This window comes from Mucilaginibacter lacusdianchii (genome assembly GCF_009770985.1).
GTDB classification, from domain to species: Bacteria; Bacteroidota; Bacteroidia; order Sphingobacteriales; family Sphingobacteriaceae; genus Mucilaginibacter; species Mucilaginibacter lacusdianchii.
Genome location: NZ_WSRW01000002.1, coordinates 604,006 through 629,573, shown reverse-complemented (window position 1 = coordinate 629,573; position 25,568 = coordinate 604,006). Strand labels below are relative to the sequence as shown.

Sequence of the window (25,568 nt, the reverse complement as noted above, 5' to 3'; positions counted from 1 at the left end):
AATGTTCAAAGCTATTTACACTAGCTAAACCTGTTAACCAACTTTTGCTTTATAACGTTGCAGGTTTTGATGTGTGATACCTTTTAGGCAATTAATAAAAAGTAAATGCTAACCAATAATAACGGCATGAATAAACCCTGGAAGGAAATAACAATTTATGATATAGCAGAAAAGCTGAACCTTTCGGCTTCTACGGTTAGTCGTGCACTTAATGACCACCCAATCATCAAGGAAAAAACAAGGAAGCTTGTTAAAGCTACTGCCGAAGCGATGAATTTTGAGTTTAATACGCAACCTCCAATTCAGGTAGCTGTGAGCCAGCGAACGCTGGGTGTTGTAGTGCCGTTTTTATACCGCGATCAGATGGCCGAAATAGTCAGCGGAATTATGGAAGCTGCAAGCCTGGCTGATTACGAAGTTATAATTGCACAATCGTTCGGCCTGCTCAGCAAGGAAATTGAAATAGTTAAAAGTATGTACCGCAAAAAGGTTGACGGTTTACTGATTTGCCTTGCCTTTGAAAAGCAGGAGATGGAACATTTTAGCAAATTTCGTCAACATCATATTCCCATCTGCTCATTTTATAAAGTATGGAATGATGCTTATTGCGGGCAGGTGCGCATTAACGATTTCCGTGCCGCTTATGAGCTAACCAGCCATTTAATACAAAGTGAATATACCCGTATCGGTTACGTAATGCACCAATCAGGCGATGGCATTTACCAGGATAGGCTTAAAGGATTCAAGTCGGCCCTGCACAATCATAATTTAGTTTTTGAGCCATGTTGGATTTTTAAAACAGATTTAAGTTTGAATGCCGGGCAAGCTGTAGCCAAACAAATTTCGTTAGCTGAAAACGCGCCTGACGCCTTGGTTTTTGATGATGATATATGTGCAGCAGCCTGCATGAATGAATTAAAAAAACTTGGATATAAGGTACCTAACGATATAGGCATAACAGCATTTGGAAATGCAGCTGCTTTGGTAACCGAGCCACCCCTAACCACCATTGATTTTCAACGCTACCAATTAGGGCAAATGGTAGCTACACAGCTTATCAATCAGGTAAAGTATCGTAAACTGCACGAGATACAGCCTTTTAAAACCGAAGTTGGCTATGAACTTAATTTGCGGGCTTCATCCTTAAGGCAAAGGAGTTATTTGAAAACAAGCTCAGGTTCATATTAAATTCTTATTCGTCTATTCAACCAATTAAAACAACACCTTTAAAGGTTATGTATAAATTTTTCTTGACGCTTATTTGTTATTTCTTGATAGGCCTGCAGGCACATGCACAAATAAAAATGACTAACCCTATCCTGGCCGGATTTTATCCGGACCCGAGTATTGTTAGGGTAAATACAGATTATTATCTGGTTAATTCCACATTTGCATACTTTCCGGGTATACCTGTTTTTCATAGTAAAGACCTTAAAAACTGGAAGCAAATAGGCAATGTAGTAGAAAGACCAACACAAATGGACTTTTTGGGCGACCGGGTTACACGAGGCTTGTTTGCACCCGCTATCAATTATCATAAAGGCCTGTTTTACATTACCTGTACACAGATTGACCACCGGGGTAATTTTGTAATGACAGCCAAAAATCCGGCCGGCCCCTGGAGCGACCCAGTTTGGCTGCCACAAGTGCAAGGTATAGACCCTTCGTTGTTTTTTGACCGCGATAAAGCTTACATTGTTTACAATGCTGATGCGCCCGACAATAAACCGCTGTATGCGGGGCACCGTACTATAAGGGCTTTCGAGTTTGACCCTGTAGAGAATAAAGTAAAAGGAGAAAATCAGATCTTAGTGAACGGCGGCGTTGACATTTCAAAAAAGCCGGTATGGATTGAAGGTCCACATATTATGAAAGTAGGCAACTGGTATTACTTGTATGCCGCCGAAGGAGGCACATCAATAAACCACTCTGAAGTGGTTTTTAGGAGCAAGTCAGCTTTAGGACCTTATGTGCCATACGAAAACAATCCAATCCTTACACAACGCGGCCTGCCCGAAGATCGCAAAAACCCCATCACGTCAGCCGGCCATGCCGAGTTTGTGAATGGGCCTGATGGAAAAACCTATGCGGTATTTTTAGCCGTACGACCTTACGAAGGCAACTACTATAATACTGGTCGCGAAACTTTTATTGCGCCCGTTAAATGGCAAAACGAATGGCCTGTCATTAATCCCAATTTTAGGGAAATACAGTATCAATATACATTTGGCTTTCCTGAAAAAAAGCAAGAAAATACACCGCCTCAAAGTGGCAATTTTAGCTACATTACCCGTTTTGAGAAAGGCCTAGATAAATCATTTTTGTTTTTGCGAACGCATGATGCAGCCTGGTATAAAACAAGCCGCAAAAACGGGCTGGTGATGCGTTTAAAATCCGAAACCTGCATGGAAAAAGGCCATCCCGCTTTTATAGCCAAGCGGCAACAGCACACAACCTGTACTGCTGCTACCAGCCTTAAGTTCACCGCTACTAAACCCGAAGAAAAAGCCGGGCTATTAGCTTTTCAGGACGAAAATCATTTTTATTTTATCTGCAAATCAATCGATGATAGTGGCAGCCCTTTAGTACAATTGTTTAAAGGCACCAATTCAGAAAAATCAATGGATTTGCTTGAGGAGGTACGTTTACCCAATAAGCAGCAAGTTGTTGATTTAAAAATACTTGCCGACGGTGCAAAGTACAGCTTTGAATACACCTCGCCAAACGGCACCTGGATAGCGTTAAAAAAAGATGTGGATGGAAAGCATTTAAGCACACAGGTAGCCGGCGGCTTTGTGGGTAGCGTTTTTGCGTTATACGCAACATCGTCGGGTACCAGTTCTTCAAACACCGCCACTTTTAGGTCTTTTACCTATAGCGGGTCAGATAGGGTTTACAACAAATAGCTAAGCCCGCTTTATATTATATAACCAATTATGAAAACGCTGAATTACATCGAAAAACTGCATCTGTTTTTGCTCAAACGTTCCTTGAATGTAAAGGCAATGATATTACTGGGAAGTGCATGGTTGGGCACTGCTACACCAAGCTATGGGCAACAGACGGTTCAGCAGGCAAAAGAAGGATTTGATGTAAGCCGGACAGGCATCGCCCATGGGAAGATTGATACGATCAGTTATTCATCCAAAACAGTGGGTACGGTGCGTAAGGCATTAATTTATACACCGCCAGGGTATTCAAAAAACAAGAAATATCCGGTATTGTATCTGCTTCATGGCATTGGCGGCGATGAAAAAGAGTGGCTTAATGGCGGCAAGCCTCAGGATATTTTAGATAATTTGTACGCCGACCAAAAACTTGTGCCTATGCTGGTGGTGTTGCCTAATGGAAGGGCCATGAAAGATGACCGGCCAGTTGGTAACATCATGGCACCCGACAAGGTAGCTGCTTTTGCCACTTTTGAGCAAGACCTATTAACCGACTTAATACCTTATGTTGAAAGTCACTTTTCGGCCTTAAAAGACCGGGAGCACCGGGCTATAGCCGGCCTTTCAATGGGTGGAGGGCAATCATTGAATTTCGGTTTAGGTAATTTAAACAAGTTTGCCTGGGTGGGAGCGTTTTCGGCGGCGCCTAACACCAAGCAGCCCGAACAACTGGTGCCTAACCCGGAAGAAACCAAAAAGCAATTGCGCCTGCTCTGGATTTCGTGCGGAGCCAGCGATAACCTGTTAGGCATCAGCAAACGCACACATGATTATCTGGCCGCTAATGCCGTGCCTCATATCTATTATATCGAACCCGGTGTTCACGATTTTAAAGTATGGAAAAACGGTTTATATATGTTTTCGCAGCTGATTTTTAAACCGGTTGATGTATCTACCTTTTCACAATATGGCGCTATGCCGGTTGGCGTACCGGCGTCTACCAATATCCCAGGTGTGTTATTCCCGCAGATATTGCCCAATAACCGGGTAATGTTTAGGGTAAAAGCACCTCAGGCTAAAGAGTTGGTAATTGACCTAACCAAAAAGTTTCCGATGCAAAAAGATACTGGCGGCATTTGGACACTGACTACTGATCCTATACCGTTAGGTTTTCATTATTACTCACTGCTTATTGATGGCGTTCCGGTTGTTGATCCTGCCAGTCAAACCTTTTATGGCATGGGTCGTATGGCCAGCGGTATAGATATACCCGATCCGGATGGTGACTTTTATACAGTCAAAAATGTTCCGCACGGGCAAATCAGGCTAATCACCTATTATTCAAATTTAACCAAAAGCTGGAGACGTGCTTATGTTTACACACCGGCCGACTATGATGCCGGAACAAAAAAATACCCGGTACTTTACCTGCAGCATGGCTCGGGCGAGGATGAAACAGGTTGGTCGGCTCAGGGCAAAATGAATATTATCTTAGATAACCTGATTGCGGAGAAAAAGGCTAATCCGATGATTGTGGTGATGGATAGGGGTTATGCCACAGATGCTGCAAAAACAGCCAGCAAAACCGCAGGCATGAACGGCAACATTTTTCCAGAAGTATTGGTTAAGGAGATTTTTCCCACAATAGACCGAACCTTCAGAACCTTGCCGGATCGTAATCACCGTGCTATGGCCGGCTTATCAATGGGCGGTTTTCAAACCTTCCAAACAACCATGACCAACCTTGATAAGTTTGCTTACGTTGGCGGTTTTAGCGGCGCAAGCTTTATACAGCCTGATGCTGACATTACCAAAATGTATAATGGGGTATGGGCAGATGCCAATAAGTTCAACAAGCAAATGAAGGTGGTTTATGTAAGCATTGGCACCACAGAACCGGAACGGATGTATACCGGGGTCAAAAATTTTCATACTGCTTTAGAAAAAGCAGGCATACGGCATGTATACTATGAATCTCCGGGCACAGCACACGAGTGGCAAACCTGGCGCCGCTCACTTCATCAATTTGCTTCGCTGATATTTAAAGATTAACGAATGAGAAAAGTCTTACTATTAATGTTGCCGCTGCTTTTGCTCTGCTTAAGTGGGTACGCGCAGGATAAAAACTTTTACATCTTTTTGTGCTTTGGGCAATCCAATATGGAGGGCAACCCAAGGTTTGAAGCACAGGATACGATAAGCGATGAACGCTTGCAGCTGCTACAGGCTGTTGATTGCCCCGAACGGCATCGAATTAAAGATAACTGGTATACGGCGGTGCCGCCCTTATGCCGTTGCAATACAGGTTTGTCTCCTGCCGATTATTTTGGCAAAACGCTGCTAGCTCATCTTCCGGCTAAGGTAAAAGTTGGAATCATCAATGTTTCGGTTGCCGGTTCTAAAATCGAAATTTTTGACAAAGACAATCATCATTCGTATTTAGCAACAGCGCCCGACTGGATGAAAAAGATGGCAGCCGATTATAACAATAATCCTTATGCACGTTTGGTAGAACTGGCAAAATTAGCGCAAAAAGCCGGCGTAATTAAAGGTATATTGTTACACCAGGGCGAGTCGAACACAAATGATACGCTGTGGACACAGAAAGTAAAAGGTGTGTACAATAACCTGCTCACCGATTTACACTTAAAATCTAAATCTGTTCCATTGCTGGCGGGCGAGTTGGTAAATGCCGATCAGGGTGGTGCCTGTGCATCCATGAATCAAATTATTGCCCAATTACCAGCTGTTGTTCCCAATGCTCATGTAATTTCATCAGCCGGTTGTCCGTGTGCTAAAGACAGGTTGCATTTTACAGCAGAGGGGTGCCGTAAACTCGGTAAGCGATATGGTATTAAAATGCTGGCATTACTTGGGCATAAGATAGCAGAAACTGAATAAGGGTTCATAATTAAATTCACATTACAAGTCATTCATTATCATGAACTACTTAAAACTTGGCTTTATTGGTATTGCGTTTGCTTTGTCGTCAAATACTTCAACAGCTCAAAATCCAATAATCACTAACCAATTTTCGGCCGATCCCTCAGCCAGGGTGTTTAATGGCAGGGTGTATGTTTATCCATCCCATGATATTAAGGCTGCCCCTGGACGCGGACGCGCCGGTTGGTTTGTGATGGAAGATTACCACGTATTTTCGTCGGCTAACCTGACTGAGTGGACCGATCACGGTATGATCGTAAGCCAAACCCGGGTTCCATGGGCCGACCCCGCATCTTTTAGCATGTGGGCGCCTGATTGTATTTTTCGTAACGGTAAATACTATTTTTATTTCCCCACCACTTCTAAGCCCAAAACACCGAGTGGCCGAGGGCATTTTGCCATCGGCGTAGCCGTTGCTGATAAGCCGGCAGGGCCATTCAAACCCGAGCCAGCGCCAATAGCTGGCGTATTAGGCATCGACCCTAATGTATTTACAGATGACGATGGGCAAAGTTACCTTTACTGGTCGCAGGGAAATGTTTACGGTGCCAAGCTAAAAGCTAATATGCTGGAACTTGAAGGTGAAGTAAATACACTGGCCGACTTGCCTACCAAAGGACTTAAAGAAGGTCCTTACATGTACAAGCACAAAGGCACTTATTATCTTACCTATCCGCATGTTGAAAATAAAATTGAACGATTGGAATATGCCACCAGCAAAAGTCCGTTAGGGCCTTTTAAGTTCACCGGGGTAATTATGGATGAAAACCCGACCGGATGCTGGACAAATCATCACTCCATCATCGAATTTAAAGGCCAGCATTACCTTTTCTATCATAGTAATGATCTATCGCCCAGCTTTGATAAAAACCGATCTGTCAGGATAGATAGCTTGTTTTTCAATGCCGACGGTACTATCAAAAAAGTTGTTCCGACCTTACGTGGGGTTGGCATTACAAAGGCTACTGCTCATATACAAATTGACCGTTATAGTGAAAAGGGGGCAACAGCAACCGTTGACTTTATTGATACAGCTCATAAATTCAATGGATGGAAAAGTATTTTGCCTGCAACAGCAAATGGCTGGATAAAATACAATAACGTTCAGTTTGAACCTGCCGCAGTAAAAAGTATCACTGTTAAGTCGTTATCAAATAGGGGAGGGGTTTTGGAAGTTAGAGACGGTTCGGTTAAAGGATTGGTTATAGGCACAGTTAAAATACCTCAAGGCGGTACATGGCGCAACGTGACAGCACAAATTAAACCAATTAAAGCCGGAATAAGGAACTTGGTATTTGTTGCCCGAAATTCAACTATAGAGGTTGACTGGGTAAGCTTCAAGTAGTTGAAATTTGGATAGATACTTATTTGATAGAGCCTTTTAAAATATATCAAGCAATTATTTTACAGGATTTCTGTAAGCCGATCATTAAACAAATGTTGCAGATATATATATGAATTACTCACCTTTCCCAGCTAGGGCTAGTTGTATTATTGTTCCTTAAATTCAACATCTGGGTACTAAAATGTCGAATTCACTTAAAGCTTTTTGTGCAAGCATACATAATGACAATCATCAAATATGAGATTTTTTACAATCCTTTTAATTAGCGTTAACTGTTTACTTACGCAGGTATACAGCCAAACTGTTACGGTGAAAAGCCAGGACAAGCAAACACAGCTAAATGTGGTAGTGCGCAACGGCAAACCAATGTACAATGTAACCTACAAGGGTATTACCATGCTCGAAGATTCTCCGTTGGGTTTTAAATCAAGCGAAGGCGATTTTACAGCAGGTATTCAATTAGTAAGTAAGGCAGACAGCCTGGTGCAAAAATCATATTCACAAACACGAATCAAGAAATCTCAGGTAAATTATCAGGCAAACCTGTTGTCTTGTACGTTTGCTAACGTTCAACAACGCAAATTCACTGTTGTGTTTCAGGTGAGTAATAACAATATCGCCTTTCGCTATGAGCTCCCCGAATGGGGTGAGCGTCGGTCATGCGTTATGGAAAGTGAGGCTACCGGCTTTAAATTTCCATCGGCCACCACCACATTCTTATCCGGCATGATGCAACCCATGACAGGCTTTGCCCGAACCGCGCCCAGCTACGAAAGTATGTATGAGGCCGACAAGCCCATGGATAAGGTTGCCCAACGCAAAGAAGGTTACATCTTTCCCGGACTATTCCACGTGGGCAACAAGGGGTGGGTTTTAGTTTCAGAAACGGGTGTTAATAGCTTGTACTGCGCATCGCACCTGAGCAGTCCATCAACCGACGGAACTTATACCGTTGAGTACCCCAGCCCTAAGCAAAACAATGGATTCGGCAGTACTGGTGCAGCTATAGCTTTACCCGGCGTAACGCCCTGGCGTACCATTACGTTGGGCGATAACCTGAAGCCAATTGTAGAAACCACTATACCTTTTGATGTGGTAGAGCCACTATACGAAGCCTCGCAGGATTATAAGTTTGGCCGTTCAACCTGGAGCTGGATTTTATGGCAGGATAACAGCATGAATTATGATGAACAGGTGCAATTTATTGATTTAGCTTCGACCCTAAATTATGAGTACATATTGATTGATGCCTTATGGGATAAGAATATTGGTAAAGCCAAAATGAAAGCGCTTGTAGATTATGCGAAGTCAAAAAATGTAAATGTTTTTTTGTGGTATAATTCTAATGGCACGTTTAACGATGCGCCGCAAGGACCCAGAAATAAAATGAACACGGCTATTGAAAGAAAAAAGGAAATGCGGTGGCTACACGAAATAGGTGTAAAAGGGTTAAAAGTTGACTTTTTTGGTGGCGACAAACAAGAAACTATGCGATTGTATGAAGACATACTTTCTGACGCCAATGATTTTGGGTTGATGATTATATTTCATGGCACTACCTTGCCGCGGGGCTGGGAACGGATGTATCCCAACTTTGTAGGTGCCGAGGCGGTTTTAGCATCCGAAATGCTTGTCTTTTCAGACGGGATAAGAGCTGCCGAGGCTTACAATGCCACTATGCATCCCTTTATACGAAATACTGTTGGCAGTATGGAGTTTGGCGGTGTTGTTTTAAACAAGTACCTGGTTAAAAGTAATGCTGGACGTAACAAGAGACTAACTACTGACGCCTTTCAACTCGCAACCGCAGTTTTGTTCCAAAACGCGGTGCAGATGTTTGCGCTTACGCCCAATAACTTAACCGATGTGCCTTCATTTGAAATTGATTTCATGAAAAAAGTTCCTACTACCTGGGATGAAACGGTTTATATCGACGGCTATCCGGGCAAGTATTGTGTCATTGCACGCCGTCATGGCAATCAGTGGTATGTAGCCGGGGCTAATGCTACAAAAGAGCCAATAAAGGTTAAAGCAGCCTTGCCGATGCTCGGCGGAAAGAAAGTTAGACTATATGCAGATGATGCGAGCAAGCTAACCTCCATGACCGAATTAAGCATCAAGTCATCAGGTATGGTGGAACTACAGATGCAGCCGAATGGTGGGTTAGTAATTACTAATCATTAAAAAGACCGTTATTTCATGTCGGCCGGTTTCATTTTAGCAAAAAATGCGAAACCGGCTTTTTTTATTCTTATACTAAGTGGATAAGTTAAAGTAAGGCAGCAATATGTATTTAAACTTCTTTACGATTTGTTTAAACGAAAGTGCCATTAGAAGGAAAGCTGTAAATCTACCTTAGCCATCGTAAACCTAACATTCAGGCATAAACCTGTGCTGCTTTTTACAGCAGTTGTAGTATAGATCGTGTAACCTATAAATATATCGACATTTAAAAAGTATTATTTATGTATAAAAGCTTACATATCACTTTAAATTTTTTGTTGTTATTAACGCTGCCTTTATTAATCAAAGCGCAAAATCCAATTATTCAAACCATTTATACCGCCGACCCGGCTCCGATGGTCTTCAAGGATACCTTATTTCTATACGCGGGGCATGACGAAGATAAATCTACCTGGTTTACCATGAACGACTGGCACGCGTATTCTACTACAGATATGGTAAATTGGACAGACAGGGGTATGGCTTTATCGCTAAAAACCTTCAGTTGGGCTTCCAAAGATGCATGGGCCGGACAGTGCATACCCCGAAACGGTAAGTTTTACTGGTATGTGCCGGTAAACGCTAAAAATGGAGGCATGTCAATTTGGGTAGCGGTGTCTGATAGCCCAACAGGGCCATTCAAGGATGCATTAGGTAAACCCATGATTTCAGGAGGGTGGGGTTATATTGATCCATCTGTTTTTATTGATGACGACGGGCAAGCCTATTTATACTGGGGCAACCCGCATCTTTATTATGTAAAACTTAATAAAGACATGGTGTCTTATGATCAAAGCGTAGGCATTGTTAAAGTACCATTGACTGAGGAAGGTTTTAAGCTTCGAATTGTAGATGCTCACAAAACATTTGCCTGGGCGCAGTCTGTAGATGGTTTGGAATCACACAGTGTTAAAAATGCGGTTGATAATAAGTATTACTGGTATGTAGCAGCTATTGATAAAGCAACCCAAAAAAAAGTAATTGGGGTAGCTGTAGGCGAAAGAGCAATAGGGCCATTCCATGATGTGCTGGGAAAACCGCTGATAACCGAACATACAGACGGCGAGCATATTAATCCGACGGTGATTGAAGACAATGATAAACAGGTTTGGCTAAATTGGGGAACCCCGGTTCAGTGGCAGGTAAGGCTAAATCAGGATATGATTTCTTACAATTCCTCTGCCGGTATTGAAACTATTCCGTCAGATAAAAAGGCTTGGTTTATGGACAAGGTCAAGTCTACAGTAAATTCAACAGAAAAGAGATTTACCACTTATGAAGAAGGCCCTTGGCTATATAAACGTAAAGGTTTGTATTACCTGTTGTACCCTGCAGGCGGTGTTCCTGAACATTTGGCTTACTCAACCAGCAAAAGCCCAACAGGGCCTTGGACGTACCGCGACACCATTATGGCAGTAATAGGCAAAGGTGGCGCATTTACCAATCACCCCGGTTTGGTAGATTATAAAGGAAAGTCGTACCTGTTTTATCATAATGGTGATTTGCCAGGAGGGGGCGGTTTTAACCGCTCTGTTTGCGTTGAAGAGTTTAAATTTAATAAGGATGGTTCTATCCCCAGAATTGAACCTACAGCAACTGCGGTCAAAAAATCAGTAAGTAATTTGAACCCTTACACCCGGGTTGAAGCCGAAACTATAGCCTGGGAAGAAGGCATAGAAATAGCCAGCGCTAAAGGGAAAGGTGAATATGTTACTGATATTGATAACGGCGATTACATTAAGATCAGGAGTGTGTATTTTGGTAAGGGAGCTCAGTCATTTCAAGCCGAGGCGTTAGCTTTAACAGGTGGCGTGATTGAAATCAGGCTAGATAAGCCAGACGGTATTTTAGCAGCCACCTGCAAAATTAAGCCAGCGAACGGTACTAGTAATTGGAAAATATTTTCGGCCAGTGTGAGTGGTACTAAGGGACTGCATGACGTTTACCTAGTTTTTAAAGGAGGCAATGGACACTTGTTTGAGTTTGACTGGTGGAGATTTGTTAAAAAGTAACCTCTCAGTAAACCGCAACTGTAGTGATGGACTTTCAAATAATAGAGCGTGGCAATTACAGCAATTTTTTAAATAAGTTTAAATTCATCAGTTTATTGACTCATAACATCCCCTCTACCTAGGTAAGCTGCCTGGCGCCTGGAATTGCTACTTCAACGATATCCGTGTTGTTGGAGCTGTTTAAAATACCTGACAACAAATACGCTTCTTTATTTATATTACTTTTGTAGATGACGCAACAGCAAGCCAACAATCCACTGCATGGTAAAACTTTAGAAACCATATTGAATGAACTGGTAGCTTATTACGGATGGCCTGAATTAGGGGCTCGCATTCGCATTAATTGTTTCAATGACAACCCGAGCATTAAATCAAGCCTAACGTTTCTTCGCAAAACCGACTGGGCAAGAAAAAAGGTAGAAGACCTGTATGTTTCCACCTTGTTTAAAGTTTAGATAAATATTAATGGACAGTGGTCCATAGGAGCTTATCTACTATCAATGCTTTTTCTTATTGTTCATTTTGGCTTTTACACCGGCCCTGTAATTGTAAGTTTTGGCATTGCTGGCTTTTTTTTCGTGAAATGCAGCTCCGGGAGCATCATCATCTGCTTTTGCTTTAGCAGCTTTCTTTTCGGCCATATCTGCAAAACTACGTTCTTTCTCAACAATCAATTCTTCCGGCAATTCGCCCAATGGGATTTTTTGACCAGTAGCCTGCTCAATTTTTTTTACCGCAGTTAGTTCAAGATCAATGGCGAACGTAATGGCCATAGTTTCGTTTTCAACATCCGGCGACGCATCAATTATGCGGTCAATATAAGTTTCTTTTTCAACCGGTAATTCAAAATGAATCAGGAACGGGATACCTTCCAGTTCCAGTTTCTGTTCTTCATCATTAACTACAATTAATACGCGGGTAGCGGAATTCTTAAACTCTTGTAGTGATACAAAACCATCCATCTCGATAAACCATGGGTTTAACAAAGCAACGGTACTTTTGCGGTCGTGCAAGCTTTTGTAAAGTTTTTCGGCCGTTGGGCGGGTGTTCACAAACAGTACTACTTTGGTAAACAGGTCTTCATCCTGCATAAACAGGTTTAACAAATTCACTTTGGTACCAAAGTTAGGCAACAGGTATAGTATCTGTGGAAGCATATCAAACTGTGGCTCACCTGTTTCTTCAACCTCAACGGTGGCCGGTTGTTTCATAAATGGCGTTATCATTTTATTTAAACGCTCATGCATTACTTCGGTAAAAACAAGGTGTTGGCATTTAGGGATGCTATCGGCCAGTTCGGCAACGGGTAATTGTAAGCCTTGTTTAACAATCAATTCAGCATCATCAATTACCAACAGCTCTATCTTATTTACATCCAAGCCAAGTTTTAGGTAAATAGCACGTGCCCTATCAGGTGTTGCAACTACAATATCGGCACCATCGGCCATGGCATCCATCTGGGCTTCTATGCCTGGGGCAGCAAATAAAGGAACTATCGAAAGCGTTTTGTTTTTATTGAGCTGACCTATTTTAGCAATAACCTCTTCTACCTTTTCTTTATCGGGCACCAATATCAAAACTTTCGGCACACCATCGGGGGTATAGTTAAACTTGTTGAGCGTGGCTAATATATAGGTAGTGGTTTTGCCGCAACCTTCGGGGCCAACCGCTATTACGTCCTGACCGCCGTTAATACGCGCCAATGTTTTTTGCTGAATTTCTTTAGGAGCTACAAAACCTGCTTCATTTAAAGATTGTATTAAACCTTTCTTCAGCTTAAATTTATCTAACCACGCCATACCTTATGTTTAAAATACCCCCATAGGGGCAGCAAATTTATCCTTTTTAAGGCGCATTTCAGCTTGTCGGCTCAAATTGGTTTATAAAAGTATCTTAATATTACTTAGTTAAGCTTATATCAGCGTCGTAATGTACTAGCCTGAATCAGGTTTATAATATTATGCTGTTAAAAAATAAAAATTTTCAATTTAAGTTTTTAACAATACGGGGTTTATTGTGGTGTTGAACTTCTGAGCAAGCTGGTGCAAGCCCGGCAAAGCTGACATTCCTAATTAGAAATGGTGTATGCGCAATATTGCCGTAAAAGTTTCAATATAATTAGCATTTCAATCAGGAGAAAGCAGTAGAGGTGACTATCTCAGCTTATTTGTAAGAGACGTGGTATATTCATTGGGCTTTGAACATTACCAATGAATATGCAAGTGGTTCAAGGCAATGAGCAATCAATCTTCTTTAGCTTTTAATCCTTAAAAGTTGCCAAAATATTTTCTGACCTTATTCAATTCTAAAGTAAGGAAGGTTGTTTTTTATTATTATTCGCCTTAAATATTCACAACAATTTTTCCTACAGTGTTGCCCTGTTCCAGCATGGTATGCGCCTGACGAATATTATCCTCACTTAAACCGGTAAGTGTTTGTTTGAGCGGCGATTTAACCTTGCCATTGGTTACAAGTCCTATTAATTCCCGAAGTATATTTCCCTGACTTTCTTGGTCTACACCAAAAAGCGTTTTGGAAAAAACCATCTCCAGGAAAACAGTTACAGATTTGTTCATTAACTGCGAAAGATCTATTCCGTTAACGCCCTCAATTGTCGCCAGATATCCGTATGGTTTAATCACAGCCGGAAGCCAGGATATAGCGCTTTTTAGCCCATTAACGGCAAATACAAAATCAACCTGGTCAATTCCTTCATCCTTTAGTTGTTTTACTACATCAGCATGGTGATCGACGATAATATCTGCTCCAAGTTCTTTTACCCATCCTTGCGATTCAGGTTTGGAAGCCGTTGCGATGACAGTTACACCTGCTTTTGCTTTTAATAGCTGTATGGCCATTGACCCTACACCTCCTGCAGCACCCAAAACTAAAACTGTTTTAACATCGGGGGGTAGGGCATCGTTAAAACGGAATAATGACTGGTAAGCGGTCATAGTTGCTACCGGAGCTGCCGCTGCGTGATCAAAAGGAGCAACGTCAGGTATCTTAGCTGTTGATCGGTAGTCGGCCGCTACTAGCTCGGCATAAGCGCCTTGTCTTGTCGTGTCACCTAAACCGAACACGCGATCACCTACACTGAAGCCTGTTGCCTTTATTCCCACTTGTTCTACAACACCGCTAAATTCGTAACCCAAAATACGATACTCACCTTCAGGTGCATCTAAAACCCTTCTGAAAAATGCCTCGCCCGGATTAACTCCGAACGCTTTGACACGGACCAAAATGTCTGTTTCCCTGATTTCCGGGTTCGCTACTTCTTCTAATTTGATTCCAAAGTCGTCTAAGCTGTTTTTTTGACGATAAATTAATGCTTTCATAAAAAATGTTATTTAAAATTGATAGGGTAGCTAACCAGTTTAATACGGACAATGCTGTTCCAGATCAGTTATCTAACCTGGCGTTTTAAGTTGCCGGGGTCAACTACATATCTTCTTTTTGATTTTTATATTTTCATAAATTGAAGCAGAGTGGCTTAAAAGGTGAATTCCCTGCCATCCTATTTAGGCCAATCCGCAGGTGTTCTAAGCCAACGTTGATTGTATGTACTCCTTGAAAGTTTTCGTCTTTCTACTTAATAACCGCTCCAAATCACCTGATTGGTATTCGAATTCACCTTCTTCAATTGCCACTACCCAACTCGTTATAAATTCGGCGACATGACGGGGAACACCTTTGGCAACTATCCCGTCAATATATTCTTCCGTTGTAATAGTGGTAAAAGAAACAGGTTGTCCTTTTACTTCTGCAAGAATTTTGGCAACGTCAGCAAACGAAATAAGATTGCTGCCGCCTAAGGAATAGATTCTATTTTCGTGTCCCGGCGTAGATAGAATTTCGGCGTGGGCTTCCGCTAGTTCATCCCTAGTTGCAGGTGCCATTTTTCCGTTGTTTGCAGGAACTTTTATGCCGTTTTCATAAGGATTTGGGTCAAAGTAAAACGATAAAACGTCTGTGAAAGGCGGGTGGTATACAACGGTGTAAGCAAGCCCTGAAGATTTAAGTACTTGTTCCGTAAAAAGATCCGACTCGGTAATTTCCGGCATAACACGTCCTGAACCTTCTTTACGCATTATTGCCATATACACCACGTGTTTGACTCCAGCCTGACGCGCGGCGGTAATCGCATTATAATGTTGGGTAGACCGGTCGGTAAAGGCGACCGCACTTGTCAGCATGACTTTATCAATGCCTTCAAACGCATGCACTAACGAATCATAATCAGAATAATCACCAAAACGAACTTCAACGCCTTTGGTTGCCAGATCTTCAATTTGTTCTTTTTTTCGGGAAAACCCGATGATTTGATTAGCAGAAATTCCTTTTTTTAGTAAATGCTCAACCGTTGCTTTTCCAATTGAACCGGTAACCCCGGTTACAAGAATTGTTTGACCTTGAGGAGCTTTTGAATAGTTTGTCATCTTTTCTTTTATTTAAAAATCATTAAATTTGCTTTTGATTTGCAAGTGCAAAAGTAAAATAATGCTTTTCAATTGCAAGCATTGTGTTATTAAATTACTTTCAAATTGCAAGTAGTAATAATGGAAAATATGAAATTAACTAAAAAGCGCTCGGATTGTCCTATAAGTTCATCATTAGATATCTTCGGAGACAGGTGGTCGCTGTTAATTGTAAGAGATCTGATGCTTCATAAAACGCGTACTTACGGAGATTTCACAAAGTCGGCGGAAAAGATAGCAACGAATATATTAGCGAACAGATTACAGGTGCTGGAGGAGAGTGGCATCATTATCAAATTACCCTATCCGGATAATAAGGTAAAAGGACTTTATCAGTTGACCCAAAAAGGCGTAGATTTAATACCAGCTTTGATTGAAATAGCCCTTTGGGGCAGGAAATATGTATCCGACGCAGAAGAATCTTCACCCTTTCTCAAAGAAGTGAAAAAGAACAAGACGAAATTTTTGAGAAATATAATGGATAAGCTACTGACAAACGATAATGCCCACAATTAAAATAGGATATACCAAATGGAAAGATGTTATCTGATTTTTTAAGACAGTCTTTTTTGCTTGGTAAATACATTGTGCATGAAACCATCAAGTTTTTAATATATGGGAATGTGATATGTTAAAAAAGAGACGTTTGCTTAACCACAATTAGTTACTAGAGTGGAAGCGCCTTTATTTCCGTTCTTTGTTTACTTTTATATTTCAGTGTTTACCCCTCTGTTCACATAGCAATGGATACGTGGAGTAAATAGGATGCGCGCCAAATGATCACAACCATTATCGGTTCCGCGCGGGAGGATTGCCATTAGTGTTACCACTGGCGACCGTGCCTGTCTAATGTTAGCCTAAACAGGCTGCATAAAGAAGGTTTTGATAAGTGCTTACTGTTATAACGGGTGATCCGTTTTTGAATTACACTTAGGCTAACCTTTGTCAAAAACCAGTTACTGCACTAGTCGATGCTATCCAGTATGTACTGGTGTCCGGCATCCATGCGGAGGTATAGATTGGAGAACCTGCCATCTTCAAGATTAAAGATTTTGGTTAAAGTGACCATTCCATTCCGCTTTAAGCTGACCCTACATTTCGCGGCAAACTGACCAGGGCAATCGGGACAAAAGTGACACAACTGCTATTGTGTAGCAGGCAGAGTCCGACAGTGATGACATAAAGTCGAAAGTGTCAAAAGGAAGTTAAGCGATAGGACCATCAATGTTTGTTCTGAGTAGGATGGTACATCCTTAGCTGGCGGTCTAATAACCTAGAACGGTAAGAAGTATATGTGGATCCATCGCGGAGAATAATTAATTAATGAAGCGTCACTTCCTGAATGTAGAGGTCAGCTTGCTCTCCTTACACTCCTTTTGAAAACATGAGAACGAAACGGAAAGGTAGAGGGATGCGCGCGCCTCTGTCTCAGTACGAAATCAAAATATATAATAAGGGGCTGCAATATAGCCAGCCTATAAACATACTGAGGTTTGAGAAGAAAGTGGTTAAAATGACTAATATCATCAAGGGCGGTATTTTATTCTTATCAGAATTGATGAAAAGGGGTTTTGCTGAGAAGTGCCTTCAAGAACTAATGCGTTGTTTTGAGGAAACTGTTGTTACCGAAAAAATAAATACAAAGCTTTTGACAAACGCAGAGCTTAAGATATATGAGATAGATATTAATCCAAGGTACTGGGGGCAGGCTTCAAGAAAGCAAAAACACAAATATAAGCCGTTATTTACGTCAATAATTGACCGATTAGGCATGCAAAAGCTAAAAGCGATTACTCGTATGCTTCTGCAACAAAAAGACCTCGAAATCATAAATTGTTAACGATTATGCCGGTTGATCTAGAAGTAGCAGAAAGGGAACGTTTTTACCATTCATATACTATATAAAATCGTTCCCTCGCTTAAGCATTTCAGTTTCTTGTTCATGGTAGCTACACAAGTGTCGTTAATGACATGATGTTTAGCAAAATTTGAATAAAACTGCACCCACCCGGTAAGTAAAACTTGGTTTCAAAATACGAGGTAAGCCCCCGGCCTCAATAGTAGTTAACCCTAACCGCATAGGTGGTGCACTTTAAATTACTTATAGTGTAATTCAGCCTAAGCAAATCATTTAGTTATTGAATTTAATAATTACTAAACAGTATAAAGCAGTACCTAAGGAGACAAAACGTAAGGCTAAAACTTAGACAAAAGATTATCTATCTAACAGAGTTGACGGCATGGATACAAACGAACAACTATTAATCTACACTCTGTCTCATCAGCGCAGAGTACAAGCCGAATTTATAAAACAAACGGGCTTAAACCGCGCCGACTTAGAGTTTGTTGCTTTTGCCAGTCCAGCTACCTTTGTTTACAGCCACTGAGACGTATAAGCATTTCACCAACATGAATATTCAACAGGCAAGGAGGACAATTCGAAAGCTTGTTAGGCTAAATGCCTTTGAGGTTCTTCGGCCAGCCAGCCAGGGAAAGTCTGCTATTTATTGCCTTTCGGTATCTGGTAAAAAGCTACTATCCTGTTACTTGCAGTTATGGAGAGGATAGTAGCGTTAAATCGTCTATTTTCATTTTATCTAATTGCAAAGCAGTTTTGCGTTACCTTTTTCACGTTCAACTTATAGACTACTCAAGTATACTTTTATTAGGATTATACAGCTTCCGGGTATTTATTTCATAAAAGTTACCCAGTATGGCAAAGTATTTCCTGCGGTAGTCCGCATTGTTGGATTGGTATATAGAACAGATGAAGTAGTTATGAATTCTACCAAATTCACTCGCATTAGCATGACCGCCTTTTTCGTGAGACTCAAATTCCCTGATACTCGGGTTTGTTACCACCAGCACTAGCAGAATGGCAGCTATAATGTAACCTGCACGCTTCATTGCTTATTGATATTCATTTCAACAGTCACATCCGGCTTTTGTCCAGGCATTACACGACGCCATTCTATCAGCTTATCATTAATAAACACCAACCAAAAGCGGTCTAGCACAGTCTGGTTAACGGCGTATTGGCTAAACTGTACAACTTCCATCTTTTTATCGCCAGATTCTGATTGCTGGGCATACACTACACCGTCAGATTTTTGATGCATGGCGATGATGGCTTGCTGCTAGTTCATGTCCAGTGTTAAGGCATCGGTGTTGATTCGCTGCATCACGCAGGAGGTTAGCAGTAATACTGCAAGGAAAAAGTAAATAGATTTCATTTGTCGTAATTTATGGGTGTAAAAAAATATGGCGCAACTAATATCAATGCGCTACCCAGGGTTACGACGCCCTACAGACACAAAGATACAGCCACGCCATGACGGCGTACTATAGGCTTTGTATTTGTCTGTATCTCGAGGTCGTAATTCGGGCAGCAATACTTCGCTTAGTACAATATCTAAATCAGGCCAAAGGCCTTTAATAACTAACTATTAAACTTGTTTATCCGTTAAAGTAAATTAAGGCACTAAGATAAAAAATCTTCGTTTCCTGCTTTAAAAATTAGTTGGCAACTTTTTTAGTTTACATAACAAGTCTTACATTTATACATCTGAACCTGTTGCACTCCTAATGAACCAGAACCCTGAACAAATTGCACGCGATCATATCGATGAACAGCTTATAAACTGCGGCTGGGTAGTTCAGTCAAAAAAGCAATTAAACTTAACCGCTAGCTTAGGTGTCGCCGTTCGGGAGTATCAAACTGATGTAAACTCGGCCGACTTCGTGCATTTGTTGATCGCAAATCAGTAGGTGAATAATAGATTGCGTTATTTTTATCAACTTAAACCGAAAACCATTGTCAAATTACCTCACTTTATTGTACCTGTCGTTAGTGTTGCTTATATGCGGATGTTCAAAGAAAGAAGTGCCCAGTGTTCCTGAAACTCAAAATACACCTGTAAGTCCTACACCGACTTTTAGCTTTACAGTTAATGTTGGTTCTATCACTGATACTTCCGCAATTATTACACTAGCTATTACTGGTGCTAAACAAAGCGATGATCTTAAGTATTCCGTTGTATTAAATAATAAAACCCTAACGGAAAATCAGCAGGAAGCTCGTTACATCATTAAGGACTTAAAATCTGAAACGGATTATCAGGGAATTATCGAATTGAAAGATCATTCGGGTAATGTAAAATCACAATCGTTCAACTTCAAAACGTTAAAATATTACTTAAAATTCTATAAAACTTACAAAGCGACCCCTAATGGGCTAGGTGACAGCTTCGTACCAACAGATGATGGAGGCTATGTAATTGCAGGATATGGCCCGGGAGACCAAGGGGATTATTTCTTTTATGAAGTAATAACGCTAACAAAAGTTGATAAATTCGGTAAAGAGATTTGGTCGAATAAATTCCAGTATATCAACCGCTTTTATAATTTTCTGGGGCATCCCCGCTATACGGTTGCAAAGACGTCAGACGGAGGATTTGTAGTAAATGGCTCCTCGGCAATAGTGAAAGTTGATGAAGCCGGACACAAAATTTGGGACTACTTTTTTGAGTTAACAGGTTCTAAGCTGATAATAGAAAGCTTATCAGTTAATAAAGACAATACTATAATCGTTTGCGGTCACAATGATGAGGGCGCACTCGTTTGTAAATTTACAGCTGATGGTAAACTCATCTGGAAAAAAAGTTTTCTTTATAGCGAAGGTATTTATACAAATACTAAGTCTATTATTCAAACTAATGATAACGGATTTATAGTGATCGGCGAGTACCATGCAGATGAAAAAGAAGGGTTTGGTGATAAGGTTTACTATGCTAAATTGGATATTCAAGGTAATATATTATGGAAAAAAAGCTTCCTGCAGCCTGGTACAAATAGCGCACAAATAATAAAGGCATCACTAGAAGGAAACTTAACCATTCTTTCTTATACATATGGCTATAGCTATCATCCCAAATTAACTACGATTTCAACGAATGGTGCCATTATCACTACTATTGATTTCAAACCTTCGGGTGATGTTGCGGTAAATAATTTTGACTTTACACCGACTGGATACATTGTCTGTGGTCAATATATCCCCTCTTTTGCTACTCCTAGTAATTACTTGACACTTATAAAAATGGATAAACAAGGGGGCATTCTTTGGCAGAATCAATATGGTACAGAACTTCCAAGAGACGTAAAATATACACAGGAAGGCTTTGTTGTTTGTGGTGCTACACTTAACTATATAGGATACGATTTAAGGCCCGAGGTATTGCTTTTAAGATTGGACCCGGAAGGTAAATTATAGATCTTTCAAGATTATAAAGGTGCATTGGCAAATTTTTATACGTGCAACTTGCTTTAATTTAACAAACTTAATTACAGGTCAGTAACAAAGCATAAGTCCCCAGTGGCAAAGTAGTTTTTTTATGCAGACGGGTAAAAGCTAAGACGAAAGGCTGTTTGCGATCTGCCTGCTATAGAAGCAATAGGTTACTTGCTGCTGTTAAGATTAACCATCCACGGAGTTTACAGCACTTCTTAAAATTCCTATCTCTTGAACGAGATAGCCGGCTTGTTCGTTGGTGGTGACCGGACCAGCATCAAGGAAGATACCAAGAAAGAGAAAGGTGAAAACTGTTTCACTGATATCTTGAAGGAGTTAAAAGATTACCGGCCGGTACTGCCTATTCAAGCGGTAAACCCTAGTGTGGTGCAATCAAGTAATTTTATCAATGAGATTTATTTGGGCGATAGTGCAAGCAGTATTACGATCGGCATCAGCGATGTGTGTAAAAAGTCGATCTATGATTACCAATACACGCAGGGGCTTCTGAGGGAACCATCTTTAAGAAGGTAGTAAAGCATCCGGTTATGAAGGTGCCGTATCATGAGTTTGGGCACGCGAGTGACTGTAAGAGGTACCTGATCACGCACAACTTTACTAATGAATACCTGGCATTCATCAATAAGAAGAAAGGGTTGGGGATACGGGCGCTGAGTGGAGTGTAGCGTCAGCAAACACCACCTGAAAGAATCATGAAGATAATTGCAATGGCAATTCCTACCGGGATGCTTATAGTGATTAGTACAAACTGTCCTAACACACTAAACAGGAACCTTTTTGCTGTGGACGCTGGTAAGAAGTAAATAATCGCATCAGCAATAAGGTATAAAAGTAATCCGGGGAGTATACAATCATATTTGCCCATTTTGCCGTCTATTCCCATTAATACTAACTACTTGTTGAACGGCAGTGTCTCGCTGGTCAATTTGCGGAACTTCCAATTTCCTCTTCTTGCTGTAAGAATCAAATATCCAGTACAGTAGCCACGCATAGAATATTGCACCTAGCGCTAAAACAGGACCGAAATGAAAATTAAAGCTTCCGATGAAAACGAAAACGACTATATGGATGAGATATAATGGGTAAGATATATTACCCAGTGTATTAAAAAGTTTGTTTGTGGGCCTTGAGAATTTGGGAAACTTATGATTGAAAAAAACTATGAAAAACACAAACGCTAGACAAATCGCATGCATAATGTAGGTGATGAGGTCATCCTTGAAAAATAATCCTAATTGATGGTGCTTATACTTCGATGCTGCTTGAATCAGTGTAGTGAGCAGTATGTGACTAGCAAAAAGAAATGCGACAGTAAATAGATTGAACTTTCGCTTTTCTGGATATATAGCTAAAGCGAAACCCGCAACCCATACAAAAGCAAGAATAGGTAAATTTATTGCGTATTGCGTACCAAAATAATACGGCCAATGCATAATTGTTCTGCCGCATGTATATATGCAGTAAATGGTGAATGACCCATAAATGATGACATTAAGCCACTTGTAAGAAAGCTTCAAAAGTGCAGGAGCGAGTGCATAAAGCCAAACTTCAACAGTAAGCGTCCAAGAGGGAAGCCCCAAGTTGTTAGTTGTAAAAATCTGGGTAAGAAATAGCAGGTTCGCAAACAAGATACCAGTTAATGGCAAGGAAAAATCCGGTCTATTCACTAATAGAGAGGTGAGTATCGAAGCGATATATACTGGATAAATGCGTGCGATACGGCGTTTAAAATAAGACTCTTTGCTTTTATTAATAGATTTTCCGATTGAAAAACCACTGATCAGCAAAAAGCCCAGAATCGCCTCAAAAGCACCGAACTTTTTATACCAATCGAATGAATGATAGGTGTCAAATGGTGTGATGTGTTCAGCGAGTACGATCAATGCAAGTAGAAACCTTGTGAATGAGAGTAACTCCCAATTGAACTTGTTCGACGGCATAGGGTTTAAGCAATAGTTTTGCTCGAAGATAAAAAAAGCTTTTGATTATAGAAATCAGCCTGTGAACAATGCGAGAAGCTGCTCCAATGTAACGTTATATTTTAGAATTAAGCTCACTAAAAATAGGTGTCTAGCACATCGTTAGGTTTAAGCAGGCTTTGTTCTGCTAAACGACTTCTTTAACAACCCCCGCACCTTCTTTCTAATCAAGGCAGGTGTACCATCAACAAAAGTGAGCTTCGGCACAATGCTATTTGTAGCAGAAACAACCGGGAAGCCTGGATGTTGCACAATAAAATAATCTGACAGGCTTTGACTAGCTTTTTGGCTCGCATCTTCAATTACTTCTCCAAAATGCATTAGCCGTTCGTAGAATGCATTCATAATGAACTGTTTCAATATTCTTATCTAATCGCAAGATTTAAGCCAATACACCCTACGGTAGTAAATAAGATTTCCACAAGTTATTAACAGTACTTGTAAGTGCTAATATTTTTAGCATGCTTTCGTGGTAGTATCAAACTAAAGCAAGTAATCATGATGGAATTTGAAGTAAAGCTCAATCACGACAACATGCAGCGTATGGTGATCATTGAAAAGGCTGCACAGGCTTATACCTCGAAGTAATCGACCCTCGAAAAGAGCGGTTTAACCAGGAAAGAGAAGTAGGCGAGAAAGGAATTGGTTTTGTCGTGACGCTTGGCGAAAAATGGCAAAACTCACCTGAAGGTACGTTTTAAGTTGTGGAACGTGCACCCGATCATCAGACGCAACCTATCACCTATGACGACTATGTAGACGCCATTATGTTCTATTGCAAAAAACGAAAATTGAATTGGGGATGTGCCGATTCATTAAACGAAGCTACCCAGGTATATTGTTTGCCAGATGAAGAAAGCTATGAGCACTGTTTGGAACCAGCGCCTGCACGTGTAATACTTTTTAATCCAAACGGCCGCACGAGAGCCCCATTAAGAACCATACATAACTAAGCTGCTATGGAATTGATTCACGTATACGAGCCGGCACCACCCGGCAGGGGTTTGCCTTTGGCAGGCTTCTGCATACATGCCGGTTTTGAGAGTCCGGGGACGGATTATGAGGAGGAACGGATTAGCCTGGATGAATATGTGACCAAGTATCCACATGCCACGTACTACATCCGTGTCAAAGGTGACTGCATGAAAAACTCGGGGATCCATGAAGATGACCTGCTGGTGGTTGATAAAAGTCTGAAAGTGCTGAACGGTGATATTGTGATCGGCGTACTGGATGGCGAACACGTGCTGGCTGTTTATGTAGAATCCGGCCACAAAAAATACTTGAAGCCCGACAACCCCGAATACCAGCCCATCCAAATGAACGAGTTCACCGACTTCTCTTTGGAAGGCGTCGTATCTTTCACCATTCACAATCAAAGGAGGGACTGCTTTGTTCGCGCTCATCGACTGCAATAACTTTTATGTCAGCTGTGAGCGGGTGTTTGACCCAAAGCTCAGAGGCAAGGCCGGCGTGGTACTCAGCAACAATGACGGCTGTGCTATCGCCCGGAGCTAGGAAGCTAAAGATTTGGGCATTAAATGGGTGCGCCTTATTTGAACTGGAAAACCTTGTCAAGCAAGGCAAACTCTGGTGGCGCTCCAGTAACTATACGCTGTATCAGGATATGATGCGGCGTGTAACGCACATCATTGAAGAGATATGGCCCGAGATGGAGATATATTCCATTGATGAGTTATTCTGTGACGTACATATGTTTGATCGGTTTAGCTTGGAGCTGATGGCCATTGAACTGCGCGAGCGTACCTTGCAGCACACGGGCATACCGGTGTGCATAGGTATAGCGCCTACCAAAACACTGGCTGAGGCGGCTAACCGTACCGCCAAGAAGAACTTTAAGGAAACCGGCGTATTTGTCATGAGTTCGGAAGAGCGCCGAAGGTTTGCACTTGGCAAGCTGCCGGTGGAAGACGTGTGGGGCATTGGCCCAGCTAAAGCCACTGCGCTGATACGTTCAGGTTATTCCACAGCCTTAGGCTTTGCTGATATCAAAAATGCTGAAGCTATCCAGGAGAAGTTTACCATCACCGGCCTGCGTACCTGGTACGAGCTGAACAGCAAAGCTATCAAGATGGAATACGACCAGCCCGACAAGAAAGGCATTATACAAACCAGAAACTTTAAACTGAAATGACGTTGCAAGTTTAAAGAGGTCAGAAAAATCCTTAAATAAATAATCTATTAAAGACCAACCGAAGATTAGGCTTCCGCTTTTTTAGCTTGCTATAACAATAATACAAAGGCAAAATTAATTATGTTTAATCGGTTTCGCAAGTTCTTAAGGAACTATCTTGACGGTGAGGAGATTGTCATTGAGGGAGAGCTTACCCTTAGTTGGTGGGAAGTGGGCGCTATTATTACTATTACT

At 41.3% G+C, this 25,568-nt stretch carries 23 protein-coding genes and 1 pseudogene; 17 read left to right on the top strand and 7 right to left on the bottom strand.

From position 1 onward, the window contains the following. The first annotated feature begins 126 nt into the window (after nt 1-126). The 8 genes from GPM24_RS09880 to GPM24_RS09845 all read left to right on the top strand — a co-directional run bounded on the left by GPM24_RS09880 (nt 127) and on the right by GPM24_RS09845 (nt 11,866). The gene (locus GPM24_RS09880; RefSeq protein ID WP_158826595.1) at nt 127-1,188 is read left to right on the top strand and encodes a LacI family DNA-binding transcriptional regulator; all 1,062 of its coding nucleotides are present in this window, start codon (nt 127-129) and stop codon (nt 1,186-1,188) included. 116 nt (nt 1,189-1,304) lie between these two features. Beyond that, nucleotides 1,305-2,906, top strand: a complete 1,602-nt coding sequence (locus GPM24_RS09875; protein ID WP_158826594.1) for a glycoside hydrolase family 43 protein — start codon at nt 1,305-1,307, stop codon at nt 2,904-2,906. Nucleotides 2,907-2,936: 30 nt separating this feature from the next. After that, nucleotides 2,937-4,940: an alpha/beta hydrolase-fold protein gene (locus GPM24_RS09870; RefSeq protein WP_233268779.1), complete on the top strand. Its 2,004-nt coding sequence runs from the start codon at nt 2,937-2,939 to the stop codon at nt 4,938-4,940. Between the two features lie 3 nt (nt 4,941-4,943). Further along, a complete protein-coding gene (locus tag GPM24_RS09865) occupies nt 4,944-5,789 on the top strand; it encodes a sialate O-acetylesterase (RefSeq protein WP_158826593.1) in 846 nt (281 codons plus the stop codon). 40 nt (nt 5,790-5,829) lie between these two features. After that, nucleotides 5,830-7,176 carry a family 43 glycosylhydrolase gene (locus GPM24_RS09860; protein ID WP_158826592.1) on the top strand — a complete coding sequence of 449 codons (1,347 nt, stop codon included), beginning with the start codon at nt 5,830-5,832 and terminating at the stop codon, nt 7,174-7,176. 237 nt (nt 7,177-7,413) lie between these two features. After that, a complete protein-coding gene (locus GPM24_RS09855; protein ID WP_158826591.1) occupies nt 7,414-9,360 on the top strand; it encodes a glycoside hydrolase family 97 protein in 1,947 nt (648 codons plus the stop codon). Nucleotides 9,361-9,641: 281 nt separating this feature from the next. After that, complete coding sequence (locus GPM24_RS09850) at nt 9,642-11,411, top strand: family 43 glycosylhydrolase (protein WP_233268777.1); 1,770 nt, start codon at nt 9,642-9,644, stop codon at nt 11,409-11,411. Between the two features lie 230 nt (nt 11,412-11,641). After that, nucleotides 11,642-11,866, top strand: a complete 225-nt coding sequence (locus tag GPM24_RS09845; RefSeq protein WP_158826590.1) for a VF530 family protein — start codon at nt 11,642-11,644, stop codon at nt 11,864-11,866. A 42-nt stretch (nt 11,867-11,908) separates the two neighbouring features. On the opposite strand, the gene GPM24_RS09840 is transcribed toward GPM24_RS09845, so the two are convergent. From GPM24_RS09840 to GPM24_RS09830, 3 genes are all read right to left on the bottom strand, one after another. Then, nucleotides 11,909-13,210: a DEAD/DEAH box helicase gene (locus GPM24_RS09840; RefSeq protein WP_158826589.1), complete on the bottom strand. Its 1,302-nt coding sequence runs from the start codon at nt 13,208-13,210 to the stop codon at nt 11,909-11,911. A 543-nt stretch (nt 13,211-13,753) separates the two neighbouring features. Continuing rightward, on the bottom strand, nt 13,754-14,749 hold the full coding sequence (locus GPM24_RS09835; protein ID WP_158826588.1) for a zinc-binding dehydrogenase: 996 nt from the start codon (nt 14,747-14,749) through the stop codon (nt 13,754-13,756). 204 nt (nt 14,750-14,953) lie between these two features. Then, a complete protein-coding gene (locus GPM24_RS09830; RefSeq protein ID WP_158826587.1) occupies nt 14,954-15,850 on the bottom strand; it encodes an SDR family oxidoreductase in 897 nt (298 codons plus the stop codon). Nucleotides 15,851-15,970: 120 nt separating this feature from the next. Here GPM24_RS09830 and GPM24_RS09825 point away from each other — a divergent pair, with 120 nt between their 5' ends. The 3 genes from GPM24_RS09825 to GPM24_RS09815 all read left to right on the top strand — a co-directional run bounded on the left by GPM24_RS09825 (nt 15,971) and on the right by GPM24_RS09815 (nt 18,276). Beyond that, nucleotides 15,971-16,405, top strand: a complete 435-nt coding sequence (locus GPM24_RS09825; RefSeq protein ID WP_233268775.1) for a winged helix-turn-helix transcriptional regulator — start codon at nt 15,971-15,973, stop codon at nt 16,403-16,405. An 868-nt stretch (nt 16,406-17,273) separates the two neighbouring features. Continuing rightward, nucleotides 17,274-17,729 (top strand): hypothetical protein, encoded by a 456-nt coding sequence (locus GPM24_RS09820; RefSeq protein WP_158826586.1) that lies wholly within the window; start codon nt 17,274-17,276, stop codon nt 17,727-17,729. Between the two features lie 400 nt (nt 17,730-18,129). Then, nucleotides 18,130-18,276, top strand: a complete 147-nt coding sequence (locus GPM24_RS09815) for a hypothetical protein (protein ID WP_158826585.1) — start codon at nt 18,130-18,132, stop codon at nt 18,274-18,276. A gap of 259 nt (nt 18,277-18,535) precedes the next feature. Here GPM24_RS09815 and GPM24_RS09810 read toward each other — a convergent pair whose 3' ends face one another. Both GPM24_RS09810 and GPM24_RS09805 read right to left on the bottom strand, forming a co-directional pair. Further along, nucleotides 18,536-18,796, bottom strand: a complete 261-nt coding sequence (locus GPM24_RS09810) for a hypothetical protein (RefSeq protein WP_158826584.1) — start codon at nt 18,794-18,796, stop codon at nt 18,536-18,538. Further along, complete coding sequence (locus GPM24_RS09805) at nt 18,793-19,008, bottom strand: hypothetical protein (protein WP_158826583.1); 216 nt, start codon at nt 19,006-19,008, stop codon at nt 18,793-18,795. Before GPM24_RS09805 ends, GPM24_RS09810 begins: the two co-directional genes overlap by 4 nt. Before the next feature lie 466 nt (nt 19,009-19,474). Between GPM24_RS09805 and GPM24_RS09800 the strand changes: the two genes are divergently transcribed. From GPM24_RS09800 to GPM24_RS09790, 3 genes are all read left to right on the top strand, one after another. Then, nucleotides 19,475-19,657, top strand: a complete 183-nt coding sequence (locus GPM24_RS09800) for a hypothetical protein (protein WP_158826582.1) — start codon at nt 19,475-19,477, stop codon at nt 19,655-19,657. 46 nt (nt 19,658-19,703) lie between these two features. Next, nucleotides 19,704-21,161 carry a hypothetical protein gene (locus tag GPM24_RS09795; RefSeq protein WP_158826581.1) on the top strand — a complete coding sequence of 486 codons (1,458 nt, stop codon included), beginning with the start codon at nt 19,704-19,706 and terminating at the stop codon, nt 21,159-21,161. Between the two features lie 249 nt (nt 21,162-21,410). Then, nucleotides 21,411-21,713, top strand: coding sequence for a hypothetical protein (locus GPM24_RS09790; RefSeq protein WP_158826580.1), 303 nt, complete (start codon nt 21,411-21,413; stop codon nt 21,711-21,713). A 338-nt stretch (nt 21,714-22,051) separates the two neighbouring features. Here the strand turns inward: GPM24_RS09790 and GPM24_RS09785 are convergent, their stop codons facing one another. Then, a complete protein-coding gene (locus GPM24_RS09785; protein WP_158826579.1) occupies nt 22,052-23,140 on the bottom strand; it encodes an acyltransferase family protein in 1,089 nt (362 codons plus the stop codon). 147 nt (nt 23,141-23,287) lie between these two features. Beyond that, nucleotides 23,288-23,524, bottom strand: a complete 237-nt coding sequence (locus GPM24_RS09780; protein WP_158826578.1) for a hypothetical protein — start codon at nt 23,522-23,524, stop codon at nt 23,288-23,290. 359 nt (nt 23,525-23,883) lie between these two features. Between GPM24_RS09780 and GPM24_RS09775 the strand changes: the two genes are divergently transcribed. The 3 genes and pseudogenes from GPM24_RS09775 (at nt 23,884) to GPM24_RS09765 (ending at nt 25,334) form a co-directional block, all read left to right on the top strand. Next, nucleotides 23,884-24,132 carry a hypothetical protein gene (locus GPM24_RS09775; protein ID WP_158826577.1) on the top strand — a complete coding sequence of 83 codons (249 nt, stop codon included), beginning with the start codon at nt 23,884-23,886 and terminating at the stop codon, nt 24,130-24,132. 6 nt (nt 24,133-24,138) lie between these two features. Further along, complete coding sequence (locus GPM24_RS09770; protein ID WP_158826576.1) at nt 24,139-24,597, top strand: LexA family protein; 459 nt, start codon at nt 24,139-24,141, stop codon at nt 24,595-24,597. Nucleotides 24,598-24,619: 22 nt separating this feature from the next. After that, nucleotides 24,620-25,334: pseudogene (locus tag GPM24_RS09765) on the top strand (Y-family DNA polymerase). The last annotated feature ends 234 nt before the right edge of the window (nt 25,335-25,568 follow it).

Excerpts from the sequence above, each read along its gene's own strand:
- GPM24_RS09785 (WP_158826579.1), bottom strand. The coding sequence starts at position 23,140 with ATGCCGTCGAACAAGTTCAATTGGGAGTTACTCTCATTCACAAGGTTT.
- GPM24_RS09835 (WP_158826588.1), bottom strand. The coding sequence starts at position 14,749 with ATGAAAGCATTAATTTATCGTCAAAAAAACAGCTTAGACGACTTTGGA.
- GPM24_RS09830 (WP_158826587.1), bottom strand. The coding sequence starts at position 15,850 with ATGACAAACTATTCAAAAGCTCCTCAAGGTCAAACAATTCTTGTAACC.
- GPM24_RS09875 (WP_158826594.1), top strand. The coding sequence starts at position 1,305 with ATGACTAACCCTATCCTGGCCGGATTTTATCCGGACCCGAGTATTGTT.
- GPM24_RS09800 (WP_158826582.1), top strand. The coding sequence starts at position 19,475 with ATGAACCAGAACCCTGAACAAATTGCACGCGATCATATCGATGAACAG.
- GPM24_RS09810 (WP_158826584.1), bottom strand. The coding sequence starts at position 18,796 with ATGAAGCGTGCAGGTTACATTATAGCTGCCATTCTGCTAGTGCTGGTG.
- GPM24_RS09880 (WP_158826595.1), top strand. The coding sequence starts at position 127 with ATGAATAAACCCTGGAAGGAAATAACAATTTATGATATAGCAGAAAAG.
- GPM24_RS09815 (WP_158826585.1), top strand. The coding sequence starts at position 18,130 with ATGGATACAAACGAACAACTATTAATCTACACTCTGTCTCATCAGCGC.
- GPM24_RS09870 (WP_233268779.1), top strand. The coding sequence starts at position 2,937 with ATGAAAACGCTGAATTACATCGAAAAACTGCATCTGTTTTTGCTCAAA.
- GPM24_RS09865 (WP_158826593.1), top strand. The coding sequence starts at position 4,944 with ATGAGAAAAGTCTTACTATTAATGTTGCCGCTGCTTTTGCTCTGCTTA.
- GPM24_RS09820 (WP_158826586.1), top strand. The coding sequence starts at position 17,274 with ATGAGAACGAAACGGAAAGGTAGAGGGATGCGCGCGCCTCTGTCTCAG.
- GPM24_RS09805 (WP_158826583.1), bottom strand. The coding sequence starts at position 19,008 with ATGCATCAAAAATCTGACGGTGTAGTGTATGCCCAGCAATCAGAATCT.
- GPM24_RS09840 (WP_158826589.1), bottom strand. The coding sequence starts at position 13,210 with ATGGCGTGGTTAGATAAATTTAAGCTGAAGAAAGGTTTAATACAATCT.
- GPM24_RS09860 (WP_158826592.1), top strand. The coding sequence starts at position 5,830 with ATGAACTACTTAAAACTTGGCTTTATTGGTATTGCGTTTGCTTTGTCG.
- GPM24_RS09850 (WP_233268777.1), top strand. The coding sequence starts at position 9,642 with ATGTATAAAAGCTTACATATCACTTTAAATTTTTTGTTGTTATTAACG.
- GPM24_RS09845 (WP_158826590.1), top strand. The coding sequence starts at position 11,642 with ATGACGCAACAGCAAGCCAACAATCCACTGCATGGTAAAACTTTAGAA.
- GPM24_RS09780 (WP_158826578.1), bottom strand. The coding sequence starts at position 23,524 with ATGAATGCATTCTACGAACGGCTAATGCATTTTGGAGAAGTAATTGAA.
- GPM24_RS09825 (WP_233268775.1), top strand. The coding sequence starts at position 15,971 with ATGGAAAATATGAAATTAACTAAAAAGCGCTCGGATTGTCCTATAAGT.
- GPM24_RS09770 (WP_158826576.1), top strand. The coding sequence starts at position 24,139 with ATGGAATTGATTCACGTATACGAGCCGGCACCACCCGGCAGGGGTTTG.
- GPM24_RS09855 (WP_158826591.1), top strand. The coding sequence starts at position 7,414 with ATGAGATTTTTTACAATCCTTTTAATTAGCGTTAACTGTTTACTTACG.